At 58.5% G+C, this 19784-nt stretch carries 17 protein-coding genes; all 17 read left to right on the top strand.

The window, feature by feature from the left end; genetic code table 11:
- Positions 1 to 2: 2 nt before the first annotated feature.
- Positions 3 to 539 carry a hypothetical protein gene (locus tag BCUN_RS10705; RefSeq protein ID WP_051921058.1) on the top strand — a complete coding sequence of 179 codons (537 nt, stop codon included), beginning with the start codon at positions 3 to 5 and terminating at the stop codon, positions 537 to 539.
- An 8-nt stretch (positions 540 to 547) separates the two neighbouring features.
- Positions 548 to 850 carry a hypothetical protein gene (locus BCUN_RS10700; RefSeq protein ID WP_051921057.1) on the top strand — a complete coding sequence of 101 codons (303 nt, stop codon included), beginning with the start codon at positions 548 to 550 and terminating at the stop codon, positions 848 to 850.
- 82 nt (positions 851 to 932) lie between these two features.
- Positions 933 to 1439, top strand: a complete 507-nt coding sequence (locus BCUN_RS10695) for a hypothetical protein (RefSeq protein ID WP_152598144.1) — start codon at positions 933 to 935, stop codon at positions 1437 to 1439.
- Positions 1440 to 1515: 76 nt separating this feature from the next.
- Positions 1516 to 2109 carry a phage tail tube protein gene (locus BCUN_RS10690; protein WP_033516802.1) on the top strand — a complete coding sequence of 198 codons (594 nt, stop codon included), beginning with the start codon at positions 1516 to 1518 and terminating at the stop codon, positions 2107 to 2109.
- 133 nt (positions 2110 to 2242) lie between these two features.
- Positions 2243 to 2701 (top strand): hypothetical protein, encoded by a 459-nt coding sequence (locus tag BCUN_RS10685; protein ID WP_034258718.1) that lies wholly within the window; start codon positions 2243 to 2245, stop codon positions 2699 to 2701.
- A gap of 38 nt (positions 2702 to 2739) precedes the next feature.
- Positions 2740 to 3102: a hypothetical protein gene (locus BCUN_RS10680; RefSeq protein WP_152598145.1), complete on the top strand. Its 363-nt coding sequence runs from the start codon at positions 2740 to 2742 to the stop codon at positions 3100 to 3102.
- 81 nt (positions 3103 to 3183) lie between these two features.
- Entirely contained in the window at positions 3184 to 9162 is a 5979-nt protein-coding gene (locus BCUN_RS10675; protein ID WP_034258712.1) for a phage tail family protein, read from the top strand.
- A 2-nt stretch (positions 9163 to 9164) separates the two neighbouring features.
- Positions 9165 to 10118, top strand: coding sequence for a hypothetical protein (locus BCUN_RS10670; protein ID WP_033518540.1), 954 nt, complete (start codon positions 9165 to 9167; stop codon positions 10116 to 10118).
- An 80-nt stretch (positions 10119 to 10198) separates the two neighbouring features.
- Positions 10199 to 11125, top strand: a complete 927-nt coding sequence (locus BCUN_RS10665; RefSeq protein ID WP_156100163.1) for a hypothetical protein — start codon at positions 10199 to 10201, stop codon at positions 11123 to 11125.
- Positions 11125 to 12768, top strand: coding sequence for a hypothetical protein (locus tag BCUN_RS10660; protein ID WP_033518538.1), 1644 nt, complete (start codon positions 11125 to 11127; stop codon positions 12766 to 12768). Before BCUN_RS10665 ends, BCUN_RS10660 begins: the two co-directional genes overlap by 1 nt.
- An 11-nt stretch (positions 12769 to 12779) precedes the next feature.
- The gene (locus tag BCUN_RS10655; protein WP_034258710.1) at positions 12780 to 16610 is read left to right on the top strand and encodes a collagen-like triple helix repeat-containing protein; all 3831 of its coding nucleotides are present in this window, start codon (positions 12780 to 12782) and stop codon (positions 16608 to 16610) included.
- Positions 16610 to 17905 carry an InlB B-repeat-containing protein gene (locus BCUN_RS10650; RefSeq protein ID WP_051921055.1) on the top strand — a complete coding sequence of 432 codons (1296 nt, stop codon included), beginning with the start codon at positions 16610 to 16612 and terminating at the stop codon, positions 17903 to 17905. The genes BCUN_RS10655 and BCUN_RS10650 overlap by 1 nt, the downstream gene beginning before the upstream one ends.
- Before the next feature lie 20 nt (positions 17906 to 17925).
- The gene (locus BCUN_RS10645) at positions 17926 to 18108 is read left to right on the top strand and encodes a hypothetical protein (protein ID WP_033518587.1); all 183 of its coding nucleotides are present in this window, start codon (positions 17926 to 17928) and stop codon (positions 18106 to 18108) included.
- A complete protein-coding gene (locus BCUN_RS10640) occupies positions 18065 to 18562 on the top strand; it encodes a hypothetical protein (protein WP_152598232.1) in 498 nt (165 codons plus the stop codon). Before BCUN_RS10645 ends, BCUN_RS10640 begins: the two co-directional genes overlap by 44 nt.
- A gap of 48 nt (positions 18563 to 18610) precedes the next feature.
- Positions 18611 to 19123: a hypothetical protein gene (locus tag BCUN_RS10635; protein ID WP_034258707.1), complete on the top strand. Its 513-nt coding sequence runs from the start codon at positions 18611 to 18613 to the stop codon at positions 19121 to 19123.
- Between the two features lie 19 nt (positions 19124 to 19142).
- The gene (locus BCUN_RS12505) at positions 19143 to 19349 is read left to right on the top strand and encodes a hypothetical protein (protein WP_152598243.1); all 207 of its coding nucleotides are present in this window, start codon (positions 19143 to 19145) and stop codon (positions 19347 to 19349) included.
- Between the two features lie 40 nt (positions 19350 to 19389).
- On the top strand, positions 19390 to 19784 hold a 395-nt coding region (locus BCUN_RS10630), incomplete at its 3' end, for a recombinase family protein (protein WP_034258704.1).

The raw sequence follows: 19784 nt of genomic DNA, 5'->3' as shown, positions 1-19784 counted from the left end.
TCATGGCGTTCCTGTTCGATGATGAGCCGAAGGAAGAGAAACCATCGTACCTGTATGACAATGAACCGTTCGAGAAGCCGCAGACCATCCTTTACGGGGATAAGGTGATTGTGGTTCCTCGCACGATTCATAGGACCGCTCATGGTGTGGAGTACAAGGGCGATGAGGCGTTCTGGTGCTGGTGTTCCATTGAGGGCCGTGAGCAGCAGGCGGGCATGTTCTCTATTTCCGGTTCCGAAGATAAGTCTCCGCAGACTTCTGGTGGTTTGCGTGAGGTCACGGTCAAGCAGATATTGGCGCCTGAGTGGCATGCCGATATTCATGCCGTGGTCTGGTATGACGGTGACATGTACGACGTGGACGGTGCTGCCGAGCATCGGGAACACGGTATTACGCATCATTGGGATGTGAAGCTTCGTCGTATTGCTGACTGGTCTCAGATTCCTGAAGCGTTGCGGCCTAGGGCGCCTGTTCCTGCTGAGGATGCCCCGGTATGGGGCGAGACGCCGGGGGTGAGTGGATGGCACGAGTTGTCTTAGTTCCTCATTTGAGCACGAAGGTTGCTGAGGAGTTTGGCCCGGCGATCACTGACCGTGAAGCGTCGAAGGTGATGGCGAGGGCGAAGGCTCTTGCTGTGACTGCGGCGATTGGCCGTAACCCGGGTCATTCCGTGGCTGACCATATTTCGTTCGGGAAGCAGTATCACGGTATTGACACGCTTGTGGTGATGTCGGTTACTGGCCGTGATGGCAGCGAGGTGGCGGCGGCTCATGAGTTCGGCGCCTACAATGTGCAGGCTCGCCGGTTCGTTCCGGGTCATCATGTGATGCAGCGGGCCGCTCGGGGGTAGGTGATGTGTTGTGCCTATTCCTGGTGCTGATTTGGATTTGTGGCCGTCTGAGCGTCCTCAGGTGGACGCGGAGAGCGTCATCATGGACATGCTGGTTGCATCGTTGGCTCCGGATGCGGAAGGCTTGGGGTGGGATGGTGAACCGGCACGTGAGGTGCCGCCGATGGTGTTCAACGAGATCGATATCGATACGGATGCTTATGCGCAGTTGACGGATGTCGTGATTTTCCATGCTGAGGCTCCTGTTCCTGCTACGACGAACATGCGTGGCCGTGTGTGGCGGGTAGACGTGGAGTTTCTGGTGGAATCCACGGATGTTGACCGGGCGTTCCGGTTGGCGTCGTTTGTGCGGCGTGCGGTGATGGCGTGGCCTCGCATGGAACCATCCAAGCATGGGCGCGTGTTGAAGATTCAGTACCCTCCGGCGTTTGCGAAGGCCGCGTCTGGTAAGCAGGCGACGGCGAAGGGTGTCAAGCAGTATTCCACCGGCAGCGCATGCGCACTGTTGGTGTCTGACATGGTGCGGCCGGAACGGCCCTCCAAGTCTCTTGTTGTGTCGGGGTTTTGGGAGCCGTTCCCGCAGCCCTGATTTTCTGGTTTTCTTTGTTGGGGCCCAATCCGGTTTTGGCCGGGTTGGGTTCCTTGTTTATGGAAGGAAGATAGCAATGGCTATCAAGGATAGTACGGTTTTCCCGGATTATGGTGCCGTGTTCTACGCGCCGGTTGGTACCGCGTTGCCTACTGGTGGGATCAAGGCGTTCACGATCATGGCTGAGACTGTTGCGGCTGGCGGTGATGGCGGCGCCCAGTGGACGAATCTTGGTCACACGTCGCAGGAGAATGGTGTCACCATTAATCTGGATGGTGGTGAAACCGAGTCGTCTGGTTCGTGGCAGGTGCATAATTTGCGGACGAAGTCGACTTCTGCGGCGTCGTTGACCGTTGAGATCACGTCGCTTCAGATGAATAAGGACACGTTCAAGCTGATTTACGGTTCGAAGTCTTCGACTGGTGCGGGCGTGGGTGCCAACTTGGACATGACGCCGAACAAGATGGCGATTGTCATCATTGCGCAGGATACGCCGGATGATGATGAGAAGAACAAGTTTGGTTTGCAGATTCGTTCGACTTCGATCAAGCCGAATGGTGGCCCTACTTTTGGTGATAATTTCGTTGAGCAGGGTATGACCGCTACTGCGGAGTCCGTGCAGGGCGAGGATGATTTCACCTTCTACCTCCCGGATGATTTCGCCGCCTGACGGTGGCCCTTTTCGGGTGTTGTCTGTCGCCGTGCGCGTGGTCTCCCCGTCCGCGCGCGGCGTCCCCTTTTCGTTGGTTATTCCATTCCATTGGCGGGGAGTTAATCGTTAGTGAAAGGACGGGGAGAATCCTATGGCTAGGACTAAGGCGAAGGTTGAGACGGATGACGTGCAAGAGCAGGAAGCGCAAGCTGGCGGCGAAGGCTTCGAGTTCCCGGAAACGTGGGAAGCGTTCTGCAAGGAGTTCGAGTGGGCGGAAAACCTGCCGGAAATGATTCCGCCACATGAGCTGCCGTTCCGCGCGGTAGCGAACCTGGAGAAGCTGTATGAGCGTTCCCGGCTCGCCTATGCAACGTTCGAGGATGAGAACCCTGCGGACGTGGTGGAGAACCTGGACGTGCGCGCTGACGTGGCGGAGGATGCCATCGGCTTCTTCCGTGACGATTGCATGGGCGATGAGGAGTTCGAGTCGTTCCTGAACGGCACGAGCGTGGACGCCGTGTTTAGCATGCTGATGATCCTGCTTCGCTATTACATGGTGCAGGTGGGAAAAAACACCGGGTCGAAGCTGTCCTCGACTCGTACCCGGTAGAAGCCGCCTCCGACTTCCAACGCTTCTATAATCTGGACGTGTTCGATTCGTCGCTTCCACCTGACCGTACGCTTCGCTTGTTGGCGGGGTTGCAGGCGATCCCGGATAGTTTGTATCGGGCTCGCATGTTGGAGGAGAACGAGGGAGAGCAGGCGGCGGACCGGCCGAGGGAGAAGAAGCCGGTGGTGTTGCCTTGGCTTGGATGGTCGTCGGACACGATGCTATTGGCTGATATGCGTAACCTGATGGATGCGGTGACGACGGCGAAGTATGGTGGCAAGCATGCGAAACCGTCTCCCGTGTATCCGCCAGGGCATAAGGAGAACACGCAGCCTGAGGGGCGTATGGGTATTCGTGATTTCGCGGCGAAGGCGATGCGACTGTCACGGCAGGCAAATTAGGGACAGAACAAACAGGGGAGGGCCGGTAGCCGGGGCGGGCTGCTGGCCCTCACATTTTTATGCGCGATAAGGGGTGCGGGTATGGCTGGTGAAGGATTCCTCGCAGGCAAGGTTATTATCGACGTTGAGCCGAATACTCGCGGTTTCGCGCGTAAGCTTCGTGAAGCGTTGGAGAAGATTGACGACGCGACGGTCGATCTGAATTTCAACGTGGATGATGCCATGGCGCAGTCGGCGTTCCGTAAGTGGGACGGTCGGAACGGGCACATGGACTTCGCTATCCGTGTGGACGACCGGCAGTTGCGTAATCTTCAGACGGCGGGGCAGAAGCTTCGGGATGACTGGGCGAAGAAGCCGGTCGAGATCAGTGCGGATACGAAGAAGGCGCGTGACGCGGCAGACGCTTGGTGGGACAAGTTCGCCAGCACTGAGAAGAGCATCACGGACCGCCACGCGAAGGAACTGAAGAATCGTGAGGCTGCCGAAGCGAAGTCACTGAAGGACCGGCAGGCGAACCTTCAGAAGTTCTACAAGAAGAACATGAAGGACTTCTTCAACGGCAAGGGCCTTAAGACTTTTGAGCGCCTTGACCTCGACAACCTTTACGGTGAGTCGATTGGCGGGGGTGAAAAGATTCACACCCAAATCAAGAAGCTCAAGGACTCTTTGCAGGAATTGTATAAGGTACAGAATCTGATTCGCGTTGCCAACGACCCCCAGAATCTTCCTACTGTCCGAGCAAACGCGGCGAAGCAGTTGGAGTCGTATAGCAAACAGCTTCGTGACTTGGATTATGTGCAGAAGTCCATTGTGGATAATGAGGCTGCGCTGGGCAAGGCGTTGGAGTCGTCTCGTGAAATCTACAAGTCTGACCCGGACCGTATGGCGAAGGTGGTGCGTGGTTTCAGTCAGGCGGATAGTGCCATTGCGAAGATGGTTGGCCGTAGCGAGGAGTCTACTGAGGCGTGGCAGGAGATGACTCGTGCCATGGGAAAAGTGGATACCAAGACGGTGGTTCGTGACTTGGGCAAGGCGACGGCTTCGGTGAAGAAGTTCGCCATGGCCGAGGACAATGCGGCCGATATTGCAACCAAGTTCAAGCGTGAAATGGCTGAACAGTCGAAGCGTATCAGCAAGGCTCGTGAAGACTACAAGCATTACGGGGATTCCATCGTCAAAGCCCACAAGTACGGGCTGGACGGCTTGGAGAAGCACAAGAAGGCCATGGCCGACATGGACAAGGTCATCTCCACGCACGAGAAGACCCTGACGAATCTACGCAAGAAGTACGCCCAGCTCGGCAAGGACAAGTACAAGATCGCCGTCGAGTTGGAAACGAAGCGTTTCGACGCGGAAATGACGCGCGTGGGCCGTGCCATGGCAAGTCTTGACGAGCGTGTCACTGTTGAGATTCGTGCCCGCGTGTATGACGATGCTGCCGACGATTTGCAGCGCCAACTGGAAGTGTTGAAGCGTCAACATGTGACCGTTCCTGTCGATGTTGAAGTGGACGTGCAGACCACGGTGGCGAAGATGCGCCAGGCGGCAGAAAGCATCCGCAAGGGCGACGAAATCGACTTCGACGTCGATATCGACATTGACGATATGAATGCTCGCCGTAAGCTTCGTGATCTTCAGAACGACTATGACGAGATGAAGATGGACGTGGATGTGGAGACGGCTCTTGCCCGTGCTCATCTTGCGTCGTTCACCAGGCCTCGTACGGTGGATATTTTTGCCCGGTTCCGTGGTACGGATATGGGGAAGATTCTTGGCGGCATGACGTATGGTGCTACTGGCTTGAAGGGTGTGGAGAACTCGTTCCAGAATCTTGTGAACTTGTTTGACACGTTGGACCGTAAGGTGCCGAAGCTTGCACTGGTTTCGACTGTGTTGTCGGATATTGGTGCCGGCGCGATCAACCTGGCAGGCACTGTCGGTGGGCTTGGTAAGAGCATCGTGAGTCTGTCGAAGGCTGCGTATGCTGCTCCGGTTGCGCTTATCGGCCTGGGCGCTGCGTATGCGAATCTTCGTATGATTATGGGCGAAGAGGGTGCCGCGTGGAAGGAGAATGTTTCTCTTGCGGGTACGGCCATGGAGAACATGGCTTCGCAGGTGCAGAAGGCGTTTTATGGGAAGGCTGCTCCGGCGATCAAGGACCTTGGTGTTCAGATTGGTGACGTGTTGGCTCCGGCCATGGTGTCGCTGGCTGAGAAGGAGGGTGTGGTCGTTGAGGGTGTGATGCGCATGGTCACGGAGTCCGGCAAGGTCGGGCAGGTGGCTCGCGTGTTCACCCATGTGAACGACAGCGTGGACGCTCTCACTCCCGGTATCAACGGTTTGGTTCGTTCCGTGTTGGATTTGGCGGATGCTGGAGGCCAGTATTTGCCGCAGTTCGCTAATTGGATTAGTCGGAATGTGACGTGGTTTGCTACGTGGGCGTCCGAGGTGCAGAAGGACACGGCGACTGTTGACACGGCGATGGCGAAGGTCAAGGAGCAGGCCGGGTATCTTGGCGAGTCGTTCTTCGCGTTGAAGGACATCATCAAGGGCGTGTTCGAACCGCTGAGCCAGAACCAGAATGGTTTGGAACGGTTCGCCGTGAACTTGCAGAAGGCCAACGAAGCCGTCCACTCAGTCAGCTTCCAGGAGACGATGCAGGCGTGGGTGCGCGGCGCCCAGGACGCCCAGCATGGCATGCGTGACGCATTCAGTGACGTTGGACAAGCTGCGAACAAGATGCGCGACGACGTCGCCAACGTGATGAAGAACCTGGGCGAGTTGACGGGCAATGTGGTCAGTGACATGTCGAGCATGCTGTCGAAGATCAGTCCGTCCATCAGCAAGTTCTCCGAAGGCGTGCGTGACGGGTTCTCTTCGATTACGAAGGCGTTGGACAGTGCGTCTCCGATGATTCGCAATCTGGTGGAGATGGCCGGCCAGTTGACCAAGACGTTCGGCAGTACGTTCTCGTCCACGTTGAAGGCTGTGGCGCCGACGATCGAGTCGATTGCGAAGGTCACGGAGCAGGTGGCGAAAGCGTTCGACTCGTTGCCGGATGCCGTCAAGGGCGCTGCCGGTATTTGGATGACATTCGGCCGTGCTGGCAAGAGCGCTTTGGATTCGCTGAAGCTCGGCATGTTGGAAAACGTGCAGAAAACCATCGAATACCAGGGCATGCTTCAGAAGCTCGGCATGAGCGCCGACACGGCCGGAATCAGCTTCGGCAGCTTGGTCAGGGCGCAGTTGCAGTTGAAGAACGGCAACATCAAGGGTGTCCTGTCCGATAATGCGTCCGGGTTGCAGAGCACGGCACAAAACGCTGCGGGTGCTGCTACCCAGTTGGCTGCGGTTGGTACTTCCGCCGGCCAATCTAAGGGCATACTAAGCCTCTTGGGTGGCGTAATGAAGTCTGCTCTGCCTACTGTGGCTTTTGGTTTGGCTCTCGGCGATTTGGCTACCGTGTTCTCCAGCTACCAGCAGCATGTGGCTAAGGCGAAGGATACGCAGGAATCGTTCAATGAGGTTTTGCGTTCCACGCCGGGCGCCCTGACTGAAGCGCCGACCACGCTGGAAGAAGTAGGTAAGGGGTTGAATAATTTCGGTGTTGCCGCTCAGAAAGCACTCGATGAGTCGCGTGATTTCTGGGACAATATCGACCCCACCAAGGCTGATTTCAGTTCGATTTCTGAGGCTTTGGACACGATTGGCGAGAGCAGCACGAACATGGCGAAGGCTTTGTCTGGTTCTCGGCAGGATGTCGCTGATTACGACAAGGTTTTGAATGATCTTGCTCAGTCCAACATAGAATTGCAGATGAGTACTGATGGCGAAGTGTCCAAGGAGTACAAGGAGCGGGCGGATGCCGCCAGGACTGCGAGTGAAGAACTGGCGAAACTGGTCAATTCCATGGAAAACGAGTTGAAGGTCAAGGCTCGTTCTGTTGGCAAGACCGATGCTTGGGTGGATAGTCTGCGAGACCAGGGGCAGAGCATTGAATCCGTGGCGGAAAGTTTGCTGACCGCTACGGAACGGACGGAACGTCTTTCTGCGGTCACGTCGAAGATGTCTTCTGTTTTGGACAAGGATAGGTCTGCGTTCACGAAGAAGACTGCGGCCGAGAAGTCGTATTACGAGTTCTTGGATAAGCAGTTGAACCCGGCGATGGATACTTTGCGTGAGAACGCGAAGAACTCGGCTGACGTGTGGAATAAGCAGGAGAAGTCGTTCAACATGACTACCGAGGCGGGCCGATATGCGTCCGACATGCTTATCGGTTTGGCTGACAATCAGAACGCCTATGTGGATGCGATGATTGCCAGTGGCGCTGAGGCGGATACGGTCGTTGCCAAGCATGGTGAGATGGCTGACCAGTTGAGGCAGGTCGCTCTTGAAGCCGGTGTCGCTGACGATCAGGCGGACGCTTTGGTGCAGACTTTGTTGGGCACTCCTGAAGAGGTCCGTACCAAGGTGAGCGTGGAAACGTTGCAGGCGAAGACAGACCTAGTGAACTTGGTGAATATGATGCAGTTCCTGTTCCCAGATGAATCCCGTGACCAGGTTCGTGAATTGACAATGAAACTGGTCATGTCCGGTGACATTACGCCGGAGGATTTGTCACGGATGATGGCTGAGGTCTCTGAGGGGACTCATGAGTTCACGATCTACACCAAGGCAGACGGCACTCAGACCGTGGTGACACAGCTGAACGATATGGACCAGTTGCTTTCCACGTTTGACGGGAAAGTATACGAGGCATATCTGAAGGCTCGCGCTGAAGGCAAGTCGGACGTGGATGCGTTGCTTCTTGCATTCAAGGACGTACCCGAGGTCAAGGACGTGATTGTCAAGGCTCAGGCAGAGGGCAAGGACCCGATTCAGGCAATCAAGGACCTCGTGGATAGCATTCCTGAAGCGAAGGATACGCGCATGCGGTTCCAGCGGTATGGGTATTCCGATCTCGAGGCTTATGTGAAGGCGCTGGAAGAGTTGCCGTCGCAGAAGAAAACCAAGGTCGAAGCCGATACGGAAGGCGCGAAAGAGAAGGTTTCCGCGTTCGTCACTGAACCTGCTGGCCCGAAGGATATTGCTATCAATGCGGACACGTCTTCTGCTGATGGCCAGTTGGTGACGTATGCGGCGGTGAATGGTCCAGCGAAGAAGGTTCCGGTTGAGGCTGTGGAGGACCCTGTGAAGGGTGTTGCTGCGGTCGTGGCTGGCATCATGGCCTTGATTATCCCCCCGAAGAAGGTGATGGTCGAGGGTAATGCTGACCAGGCGTGGAATGTGATGAACGCGGTTGCTGCGTTTGGTTCCAAGACGATTGCTACCCCGTGGGCTCGCGTACAGGGTGAGAAGACGAATGCTCAGAACGCGATCAATGCGATTAGCAAGTATGGTGCTTCGACTATTGCTAGGCCTTGGGCTCGTGTGCAAGGTGAGAATACTAATGCGAGGAACGCGATCAAAGCGATTATGGGCTTTAGTGGTAGGACCATTGCAAGGCCTTGGGCGAGGGTCCAGGGTGATTCCAGTGACGCTGATAGTGTGATTAGCGCTATTGCTCGTACTGATGGTACGACTGTTGCTACTCGCTATGTGAAGATTGTCACCACGAAGGATGGTGAGGCTCATGTGGCTACTGGCGGTCGTATCCATGGGCCTGGGTCTGGTACGTCGGATTCGATTCCTGCGATGTTGTCGAATGGTGAGCATGTGATTCGTGCTGCTGCGGTGCGTAAGTTGGATAAGACGGTTGGTCCGAATTTCCTTCATGCGTTGAATGCGACGGGTAGTGCTGAATATGCGCTTGCTCATGCTGGTGCCGCGTATTTGAACAGTGCGTCGAATCTTGCGAAGGCTGCGTATGCGACTGGTGGCCGGGTGAAGGAATGGTTCGGCGGTGATATCAAGATTGAAGTGCCTAACGCTGGTACGACTATTAACCAGACGATTAATAGCTCCACGAAGATTGTTCGTTCGGATCAGGATTTGCATTCGGCGGCTCAGATTCAACAGTCCGCGTTGCTCCGTAATGCTTCGAGGATGGCGAGGGTTTGATTATGCCTGATATTGGTTTCATTGAGCTGTCTGCGCCGGGGGTGCCCACTGTTCGTCTTGAGGGCAACAGTGGGCTTCCGGGCCAGTTGTTTTTCCTTGAAGAGGGTATTGACGGCTGGTATTCGTCGCCGGATGTGAAAACTGGGACGGTTGAGCGGGGTCAGGGTGATGGTGCGCATGATGTGCCGGATTCGTTGATTTCGTATGCGACTCGTACGGTGCAAATCAGTTTTGCGGCGTGGGGTGTGGATAGGGATGATACGCTTCGCTTGTTTGACCAGGTGCGCGTGTTCGTTCACCGTAACACTCGGGTGAGGCTGGTGGATCAGTCTCGGGATTGTTGGTGTGAGGGCATGGTGTCGTTTGAGGGTCCGGCGACGTGGGAGCGGGATTGGATGCAGGGCACATTAAACGTGGTCTGTGTGCGTCCTGAACTGTTGAGCACGGTTCCTCATTCGGGGCAGATGCTGGCGCATGGTGTTGACGGGGATGGGTCTGGCTTGTCGTATGGGCCCGGATTGTTGACGTGGTGGACTGGTGAGGCGAACAATTCGACGTCTGTGTTGGCGGAGACGCTGGCGGGTGTGACGGGGCTCCGGTATCCGTTGACATATATTCTGACGGATAACGTGGAGCGGCCCAACCAGGTCACCTTGCGCAATGATGGTTCGTCGCGTGCGTATCCGGTGTTTACAGTGAATGGGCCGATGCCGAACGGCGTGGACTTGGTGGTTGAGGGGACCGGGCTGTGGTTGCAGTGTTCCCAGCCGGTATATGGTACGCCGTTGGTGTTGGATTCGCGGTCGCGGACTGCGACTGTTGGCGGTTTGGACGTGTCACGCACGTTGTTGAAGCGTGGTTTTCCCGTGATTGAACCGGGGGATTCCATTACGGTGACGTTGCGTACGCTTGGGAACGGCTGGGTTGACGCAGTGTCTTATGACACGTGGATGTAGGAGCCTGTCGGGCTCTTTTCTGGTTCGGTGAAGGCACCCTTATGAGGGGTGCCTTCCTTGTTTTAGGAAGGCTTTTTAGTATGGCTACTACGGCTTTGGGCGTGAGCGCCACTACGGATAATGTGGGTGTCACTCCGCTTACTCATCGGCTGATTCTTGGCTCGTATTTCCAAGATACGGGCGTGATCTACGGTTTGGGCGTGACCGGCCGGTCCGATCTTTCCTATGCGGTGTCGGCGGGGTGCGCGGTCGTGCAGCGTGCCCCGTCGGATGGAATGATGCTGGCCTACTGGGAGGGCGGCGCCACGGAGAACCGAGTTTCTGCCGGCGACCCTTCCAACCCTCGTATCGACGTGGTGTGGATCAGGGCGAACAATTCGCCGGAGTATCCTGCGGACCCAGATAACCGTGTGCATGTCGGCGTGACCCAGGGGGTTCCTGCCGTGTCTCCTGTGAAACCGGCGATTCCTGCTGGCTGTACGGAGATTGGTGCCAGGCTCATGCCTGCGGGGGCCACGAGCACGCAGAGCACGACGAAGTACGAGACGGTGAATTATGCGCTGCCGTATGGTGCGAACCGTGGCAAGATCGCGGAGTCATGGCTACGGCAGGACTTCTCGTGGACAGCCGCGGCGGCTGTCATCGTGAAGATGCAGAAGGTGTCGTTTACGTTGCCGTCCGACCGTATCCTCCGGTTCGACTACAAGTGCAACTTTTCGGCTCAGGGGGCGACCAAGGATTCCATCAGTGAATGGGCAATGGCGTTCTACGTGGACGGGAAGGTCCTCGACCATTCTGCGGTGAATTTCGTGTCTCATGCGACATCGTGGACGACCCATGAAACGTCGTATACGGCGGAGATTCCTGCCGGTGAGCATACGGCGGAAGTGGGTGGTTGGTTCGGGTATGGCAGTAAGCCTAATTTCCATTACAGCGGCGGCGCCGGCACTGCTGAGGTGTGGGTGGGGCGTAGGTTTTCGATTTGGGATGCGGGGGCGGCACGGTAATGAGCTATGCGGACGGTTGGAACATTTTCCTGTATGACACGATGACCGGGTTGTTGGCGCAGCAGATTGATGTTCCGTCGTTCACGTGGAGCATGAGCGTGTCCGACGCCTCGTTTTCGACGTCGAAGGATAAGGGGTTCGGGGAGGACGAGATTGGTGGTATCGAGCTTCCGTGGGCTCAGATTCCGGGCGTGGATGCGGCTGCGCGGGCTTCCGCGTTGATGCCGTACAAGCGTGGCATCGTCCTGTTTTGGCATAGTGCCGCGGATGACCTGAATCTTCCTGGCCGGCCGATTCTGGCCGGGGCGTTGGGTGTGCGCACGTCGAGTCGTGATGACGTGAGCATGCCGTTCGTGAGCATGCTTGGCTTGTTGGAGTCACGGTTCCTGGTGCATGAGGGTGGGTTCGGGTCTGGGCCGAACAATTCCTCGAAGGGGGAGTACAAGTGGTCTAACCTGTCGTGGCGTGCGGTGGCGTGCGAGGTGATTCGGGAGTGTACGGAGGCGAAGCCGGGTGGCGCCCTGCCGATTGACCTGCCGTATTTGAATGAGAAGGGTTCTCACCAGTTGCCGGAGGTGTCGGGTGATGACCCGGACCAGGTGGATTCGTCGGAGAAGGTCACGAAGAAGGTGACCAAGCCGAACGGGTGGACCGAGACCGTGACCGAGGGCGGCAAGGTGACGGTGACGGACCATACGGAAACGGTGACGTCCAAGACGGTGAAGGTTAATGAGAAGTACACGGTGTGGTCGAACGGGAAGCGGGTGGAGAAGACCCGCCAGGTGAACAAGACGATCACGACGGGCAAGACCGTGGTCGAGGTGAAGACCGTCACCGAGGAAAAAGGTTATGTGGTGGAGAAGACGGTCACGAAAACCACCACCACGTACACGTACGACAGTAATGGTAAGCAGACGGGCAGTTCGAAGAAGACCGATGGGCCGGCGAAGACGACCGAGCAGAAGACCACGGACGTCATCTATCGCGATTTCAATGTGACGAATCATGCCGCGGCTGACATCCTGAAGACCATTGCGAACTCGTCCGGTGGTCCTGACATGCAGTTTCGCCCCTACCTTACGGAGGATGGGCAGCATGTTCGCTTCCGGTTCGTTGCCGGCAGCGATGGTGACCAGTACCTGTATCAGGATCGTCGTTTGAGCCTGGCGTCTACTCCGGCGGAGGGTGCCACGTTGGAGAACATGACCGTGGATAGGGCTGCGCCGATTGAGCGTGTCTACGCGGTGGGTGCGGGCACGGGGTCCGGCACGTTGTGTTATCTGGCACAAGATTTGAGTTTGGTGAACCGTGCGGATGGGTGGCCCCTGGTGGAGGCCACTCTGTCGGATTCGAAGGCCGAGGAAATCGGCAGCCTCAAGTCATTGGCGGTGGCGTCACTGAATGCGAACAACAGGCCGCTGATGCAGATCAAGGGTGAGGTGAACGCTTTCGACCATGATGCGTCTGGGTTGCCGTTGCATCCTTTTGGTTCGTTCTGGCCGGGGGAGATGTTCGACTTGCACGTGGACGGGTTCCCGGACCTGCCGGATGGGACCTATCCGGTACGGCTCATGCAGATGAGCGGGGATGAGACGGGCAAGGCGACCCTCGTGTTCGACATCATGGAAGACCCCGTAGTCTAGGAGGGGACTGTATGGCTATTCATGAAGAGCTCCGCCCGGATGCGGCGGCGTTGCCGTATCTGGCGGCTCGTAGTGCTCTTAATCGTGGTTTGGATAACAGTGCGCGTACCGCGGGTACGATCGTGGTTCCGAACGGCGACGGCGTGACGGAGACGATTCTTGGTGTCGGTGCTGGCGTGAACGGTGTCGCCCAGTGGGTAGGGGACACGACACCGCCAGGCCGTCCGGTCGGTTTGGACGTGACCTCTCACTTGTCCACTGCTCTCATTCGGTGGGACGGTGAACTTGAGGGCGGTATCCCCGATGATTTCCTCAAGGTCGTCGTGTACGCGAAGGAAACCGGTAACGCTCAAGCGGAAACCATCGAAGTGGGCGCGTTGCGTGGCCCCGGCGAGGTGAACACTGGCGTGTTCGACGCTGGCACGGTCATGGACGTGTGGGCTGTCGCATACGATGACGCCCACGACCAGTATGGCAACTCGACGCCGAACGCTTCTGCCGAGTCCGTGCATGTGAACGTGGAAATTTTGGCCATTGTGTCTCAGCAGGAGTTTGACGATGCTGCCGAGAACATTCTCGCGGCCGCGGCTGCGGATGCTGAGAAGCAGGTGGAAAAGGTCAACGGGGCCATTACGGATGCCGTGGACAAGATTCAGGCGAACACAGACGGCATCGAAGAAGAGAAACGGCTTCGAGAGGAGGCTGACCAGAAGCTCCAGGAGGACGCGGACAGGATTAAGGCCGAATCTGACCGTATTTCCGGTAATGTGGACGCAATGGCCACGGACGTGGATAGTGTGAAGGCTGACCTGTTGGAGCAGGCTGTCCGTGTGACCACGGTCGAGCAGGATGCGAAGAGCGCGAAGGAAACCGCGAGCAGTGCGAAGAGTACCGCCGAGGGTGCGAAGAGCACGGCGGACAATGCGGCCACGTTGGCGTCGAAGGCCCAGGCGGATGCTGCCGCCGCGAAGGCCGACACGGTCGTTTCGAGCGTGATCGAGTATGCGGTCGGTGGTGCGGTATCTGCGCCGACGACTGGTTGGTCGTCTCAGGATACGACGCGTCCGGCTGGTGCGACGGTGTGGATGCGTACGAAGATCACGAAGGGTGACGGCACGGTCGTCTATTCGGCGGCTGCTCCCGTGACGGGCAATACCGGACCTGCCGGGGCGATCGGCCCGCAAGGCCCTGACGGTGCCACTGGTCCGCAAGGCCCGCAGGGCGAGCCCGGCAAGGATGGTGCTGCGGGGCCGCAGGGTCCGGCCGGCGTGAACGGTGCTGCCGGCGTGTCCATCACGGCGGTGACGACGTTCTACAATCTGGCCCTGGCGCAACCAGCTCAGCCATCGAACAAGGCTCCCGGCGGCTCCTGGGCATTGTCCGAGCCGGCGTATGACCGTAACAAGACGTTGTACACGGCGATGCGCGTGGACTACTCGGATGGGTCGTGGAGTTGGACGCCGGTGCAGGTGTCCTCGAGCTATGCGGCGGCTCAGGCGGCTGAAACGTCGGCTCGGGACTCCCAGCAGGCGGCGACGAACGCGAACACGGCGGCCCAGACGGCGCAGAGCAATGCGCAGGCGTCGGCCCAGTCGGCCGCACAGTCCGCGTCGAGCGCTGCCGCGTCCGCTGCCGACTCGGCGGCTGCGAAGAAGGATGCCGCTGCCGCGAAGACGGACGCGGCGGCTGCGAAGAGCACGGCGAACGGTGCCTCAGCGTTGGCCACCCAGTCAGCTGCCACGGCCACGGCCGCCCAGCAGGCGGCCACGTCGGCGCAGACTGCGGCGAACATCCTCATGCAAACCTCGGCGGAGCTTCAACCTAACCCGGGTTTCGAGCATGGCAAGGACTACTGGACCACGAACGTCTCCGGGTTTAATTTCGTGCAACTGTCCCGCGAATACAGCCATTCCGGCGAGTATAGGGCCCAGTTCACGGCAGAGGCCGGCGTGAAGGAAATCGTGTCAACTCATGCGGTGCAGGCCACCGTTGGGCAACGCTACCGCATGAGCTGCTGGTACAAGCTGACCGATGTTGGTACGGCTACGGCGGGCGGCCCACGACTCCAGTATTCGTCTGACGGGAAAACGTGGGCGGACGTGCCGAACTGTCCCGGCGTGGCGTTGACTCCGGGCGATGATTGGCGTACCACGTCGGTGGACGTGGTAGCAACCGAAAGCATGAAGTGGCTTCGCTGCCGGTTCGCGTTCAACCAGCCGGTCGGCGCCTACCTGGACGACTTCAGCCTCAAGGACATTACGCTCGCGTACGAGGCGCAAACGTTGGCTGACACGGCGAACAAGACCGCGACGAAAGCGGTCACGGCTGCGGCGAACGCCGACGCGAAAGCGGTAGCCGCCGACCAGAAAGCCATCAGCGCTCAGAAAAGCGCGGACGATGCCGGCGATGTCGCAGATTTGGCGTTCACCACCGCCGACTCGAAAAACCGTGTGTTCATGCAGGCGACCGACCCGCGCGAGGGAACGGACGCGAACGGGGACTCGTTGGCGGACAAGATACGCCCAGGAGACTTGTGGTGGAAGACCTCCACCCTGCTGGAAACTTACTGGGAAGGCGAACCCAACAACTCCATCTCGGTGCTGGTGGACCATTCCGACGAGATCGAGGAAATGAAAATCTGGAACGGTGCCGCATGGGCCAAGCATGTCCTGTATGCGCAGGACATTCTCGCCAACGGTTCTATCAGCGCCGACCTCATGAGCGCTGACGTGTTCAATGGCCGCACGTTCATCGGCGGCACCTACAAGACCACGAACGGCAATCTCATCATGAACGATGCCGGACTGGCCTTGTTCGACTCTTCGGGCAACCGAACCGTGAGTATGCTGGCAGACACTGGCGACGTGGTTCTACGCAATCTGCACATGTACGGCGGTGTCCAGGATGCGCCCACAATCAACGCGGGCAGTATCGTCGGCGCCGACTACAAGCTTGCCGTAGACGGGGTTACGTTCGCACAGATGAACGCTTCCGGCGTCTACTTCGGAGACCACGCCGAAAAGGACAAGAAGGCGTTCGCGCTGGCCAAGGACGACAAGGACCAGTGGGTGTTGTCGATTCGTGGTGCCATCCAGTCCGACAGTGACATCAGCGGCGGCACTGTTACGGGCGCGACGGTGCAGACCACGGCAGACAAGAACCGCGGTTTGAAGATGACCACCGGCGGCCTGGTCGCCTACAGTGCGAAGAACCAGCCTACATTCACGCTGATTGCTGACACGGGCGACATCCTCATGGACGGCAGCCTTGCCTCCAACGTGACGATTAAATCGGCACGCGTGGAGGCCGGTGAGATCGTGGGTGCTACGTTCGCCACTTCTTCGGATGCGGACAATCGCGTCAGCTTGGATTCGACCGGGTTGCACGTGGTTCGTGACGGGCAGACGCTGATTGATTTCAATCTCACGTCCGGTGTGGACGTGGGCGAGTCAGGGTTGGCGACTTCTTCCGAGTTGACAGCAACACAATCGGATTTGACGTTCGCTATCAACACGGTACGCGACGAGGCTGCTGACGATGTGCAGGCGGTCGAGGATGCGCTGAACACGGACATTCTGGAGCGTCAGACCTACATGCGGTTCTCGAACGTGGACAATAATCCGCTGCTGGAACTGGGTGCGACGGATTCCGAGTACCGGGTGCAGTTGAGCAACACGAAACTGAGTTTCATGGCCGGTAACACGGAGGCCGCGTATGTGGCGAATGATGGCATGAACATTGCAAATGCGACGATCCTGTCCACGCTGACGATTGGTAATTTCGCGTGGGTGCCCCGTGAGAACGGACACCTGTCGTTGCAGTACATGGGAGGTGCGGCCTGATGGTGGACGTGTATGGCAACGCGGTCGGCAATTGGCGTGCGAAACTCTACGCGGCCGTGAAAGCGAGTGACGGTTATTCGTATACGCTGGTTGCAACCACGAGCATCCAGTCGATTAACGGCTACTGGTACTCGGGGCTGAACGTGACGGGTACGGCCACCGTGAACGGTCAGTCTGCGTCGGTGACGCGTACCGGGGTGTCGCTCTCGCAGAACGCGACGGTGGGCCTGGTCACCAAGGAGCTGAGAATCAGCCGCACCCATTCGCCGCAGACGGTTACGCTGCGCGGCGTGGCCGCCGTGTCCGGCTACGCGGCAGGCACGAGCACTGCCTCGACTACGATCACCATTCCCGCCCTGGCGGCCCACACGGTCAAATACAACGCCAACGGCGGGTCCGGGGCTCCCGGCAATCAGACGAAATGGTACGGTACGGCGCTCACTCTGTCCACGGTGCGACCCACCCGGGTGGGCTATGCGTTCCAGGGATGGGCGACGAGCGCGTCGGGTGCGGTCGCCTACCAGCCGGGAGGAAGGTATGGTGCTGACCAGAACGTCACGTTGTATGCGGTGTGGAAGCGTAACGCTGCCGCGCCCACCATCAGTTCGTTTACGGCGCAGCGTTGCACGGCCGACGGCACGCCGGACGATGAGGGCACCTGGGTGAAACTGTCATGCGCGTGGCGCGTGGACACGACGAACGATGCGTCGAACGCATTCCAGTCGATGGTGTTCGCGTGGCAAAACCAAGGCAACAAGAACCAGTACGAGGACCTGACTGCATCGGTTTCCACGTCGGATGGTGTGTCAACGAGCATCGTCGGTCCTTACTCGGCTGACGTAAAATGTTCCTTCCGGGCCACATTGAAGGACAAGTACGCGACCGCGACCGCGCTCACATCGGTTGCTCCCGCACAGTACGTGTTCGACATTTCCGCGGACGGCAGGGGCATCGGTATCGGCATGGCCGCCCCCGAGGACGGCGTGAACATCTACGGCAGCACGGTGAAGATCAACAATCAGCCCATGCCGCTGATTTTCAAAGGCTCCATTACGGTCAGCCCTACCGGCTCCTCGACTCGCCACACCCTGTTTTCGGAAGCGCAATGGGCGGAAATCACGTCGAACAAGATCAACGACGGCCACGCGGTCGTCATCGTTTCCAACGGTGACGTGGACGCGCGCAACATCAGCCTGACCGGCACCGGTTTTTCCGAGAAGGACAAACGCTGGTACGTGTACTGTTCCGAAGCGGTGTCGGCTATTTTCCGTGTCAATTACATGATTTTCATCTAACCTGAAAGGGGACTCCTCGCATGATGAAGGAAACACCGCCAATCGACGTGAATGTGGTCGTGGACGACCTGTGCGCGCAAATCGCCCGTCTCACGAAGGAGAACGCCGTGTTGCGCGCCCAACTGACCGCGGTCAAGGCTCAGAGGGAGGTGGTGGCGCATGGGCAAGGCGACGAATCTGGTAACGAATCCGAAACCGATTAGCGTTTCGGCGTGGAACACTGCCGGTCGGGACAGTGACATTGAACTGCGCATGACCGCCGATGGCACCGCCGTGTACGCGAAGAACCTCACGGGCGTGTCAGACGCGTATGTGCGTACCGTGGTGCACGGTCTGAAAGCGGGCAGCTACGTGTTCGCCGTGAACATCAGGGTCGCCCAGTCGGCTCCGGCCAAGAGCCTGAGGGTCGTGCAAGCATCCCCCCTGTCCGAAATCGCCTACTGCCCGTTCGCGTTGGGATTCAACAAGGTCGAATTCACGTTGGGCTCCACGAACAGTGTCGAACTGCGTGTCAATATCGCGCCGACCGGCAACGACGCACTGAATTTCAACCATGTCGGCCTGTACACGTTGTCGGATTGGGAAAACATGCAGGCGATGAGCACCCCGGTGCAGTGGTTCAGCGGCGACAGCATCGAACGGGGGGCTCCCGCTTAGCATTCCGCGTCCACACGTGGGTGGCTGCCGCGTTCTGGTGGTGGTCGCATGATCGAAGTGCGCAACCTGTATCCGGCACCCGCCTGCTCGCCTCCCGCACGCACGTGGTCAAGCAACGCGACGCTGACCACGGATGCGGACGGACACACCATGGTCACGCCGACGGACGCGACGGCATTGCACTATTTCTATTCACCGTTCCTGTGGTCGCAGACGGACCGGTTCGGCCGTTACGTGTGCTACGTGCTGCGATTGGACGACTCGGCCAACGTGCCGAAAATCTCGATCGCGTCCACGGAGAACCTGACGCGCGGCATGGTGGACGGGCATGTGTGCTGGATAGCGGGCCGCATGACCCGTGCGGGGTCGAGCGTGCACGAAATGAACATCCAATGCGCGCATGTTCCCCGCGTCACCGTGCTCGGCTGCGGCTACTACGAGGCGGACGACTGGGCACGGCTCCAGACGCTCATGGCGCAGGGACGCCTCACCATCCCATGGTTCGGAGCCGCGCAGGACGCGACCGAGCATCAGCCGGGCGACGTGATACTCATGCCATGACCCTTCTGGGGGTGGTGGCATGAGCGCGCAGATCATGAACCGTTGCGGACAGCAGCGTCTACTCGGCCAACCGGTATACAGGTGGGCGACCACGGTGGAACTGTTGGACGGCGGTGGTTGGCGCTGCACCCCGTCGCAGGAGTACAACGGTGTGCGCCGCGGCACCGTGTCACCGTGGCGTGGGACGCGCCACGTGGGCGACATCGGTGTTGTAACTATTTTCTGATTCTATCATGTTCTGACCTATTTATGGTATACTGGGTACCATGAAATTATCCCAGTATGCGCGCAATGAGGGTATCACCTACAAGGGTGCGTACCTGCGGTGGAAGAAGGGGCGTATTCCCGGCGCATACTTGGACGGGACGGGGCACGTGGTCGTGCCGGACCCGAAGGTCGAGAACCTGAGGAACGCGGCCGTGTATGCGCGCGTGTCCACGAACCGGCAGAAAGAGGACTTGGAGCGTCAGGCCGAGCGCATGGCCGCATTCGCCAATGCCGCCGGGTACCGGGTCGTCAAGGTCGTCAAGGAAGTCGGTTCCGGCGTCAACGACCATAGGGTCAAGCTCACGCGCCTGCTGGAATCCGACGAATGGGGCACCTTGGTCGTGGAACACAAGGACCGGTTGACCCGTGTCGGGTTCGAATGGTTCGCGTCCTG

This window comes from Bifidobacterium cuniculi (assembly GCF_000741575.1).
GTDB lineage: Bacteria > Actinomycetota > Actinomycetes > Actinomycetales > Bifidobacteriaceae > Bifidobacterium > Bifidobacterium cuniculi.
The sequence above is the reverse complement of the archived record's forward strand: the minus strand, read 5'-3'. Positions and strand labels throughout refer to the sequence as shown.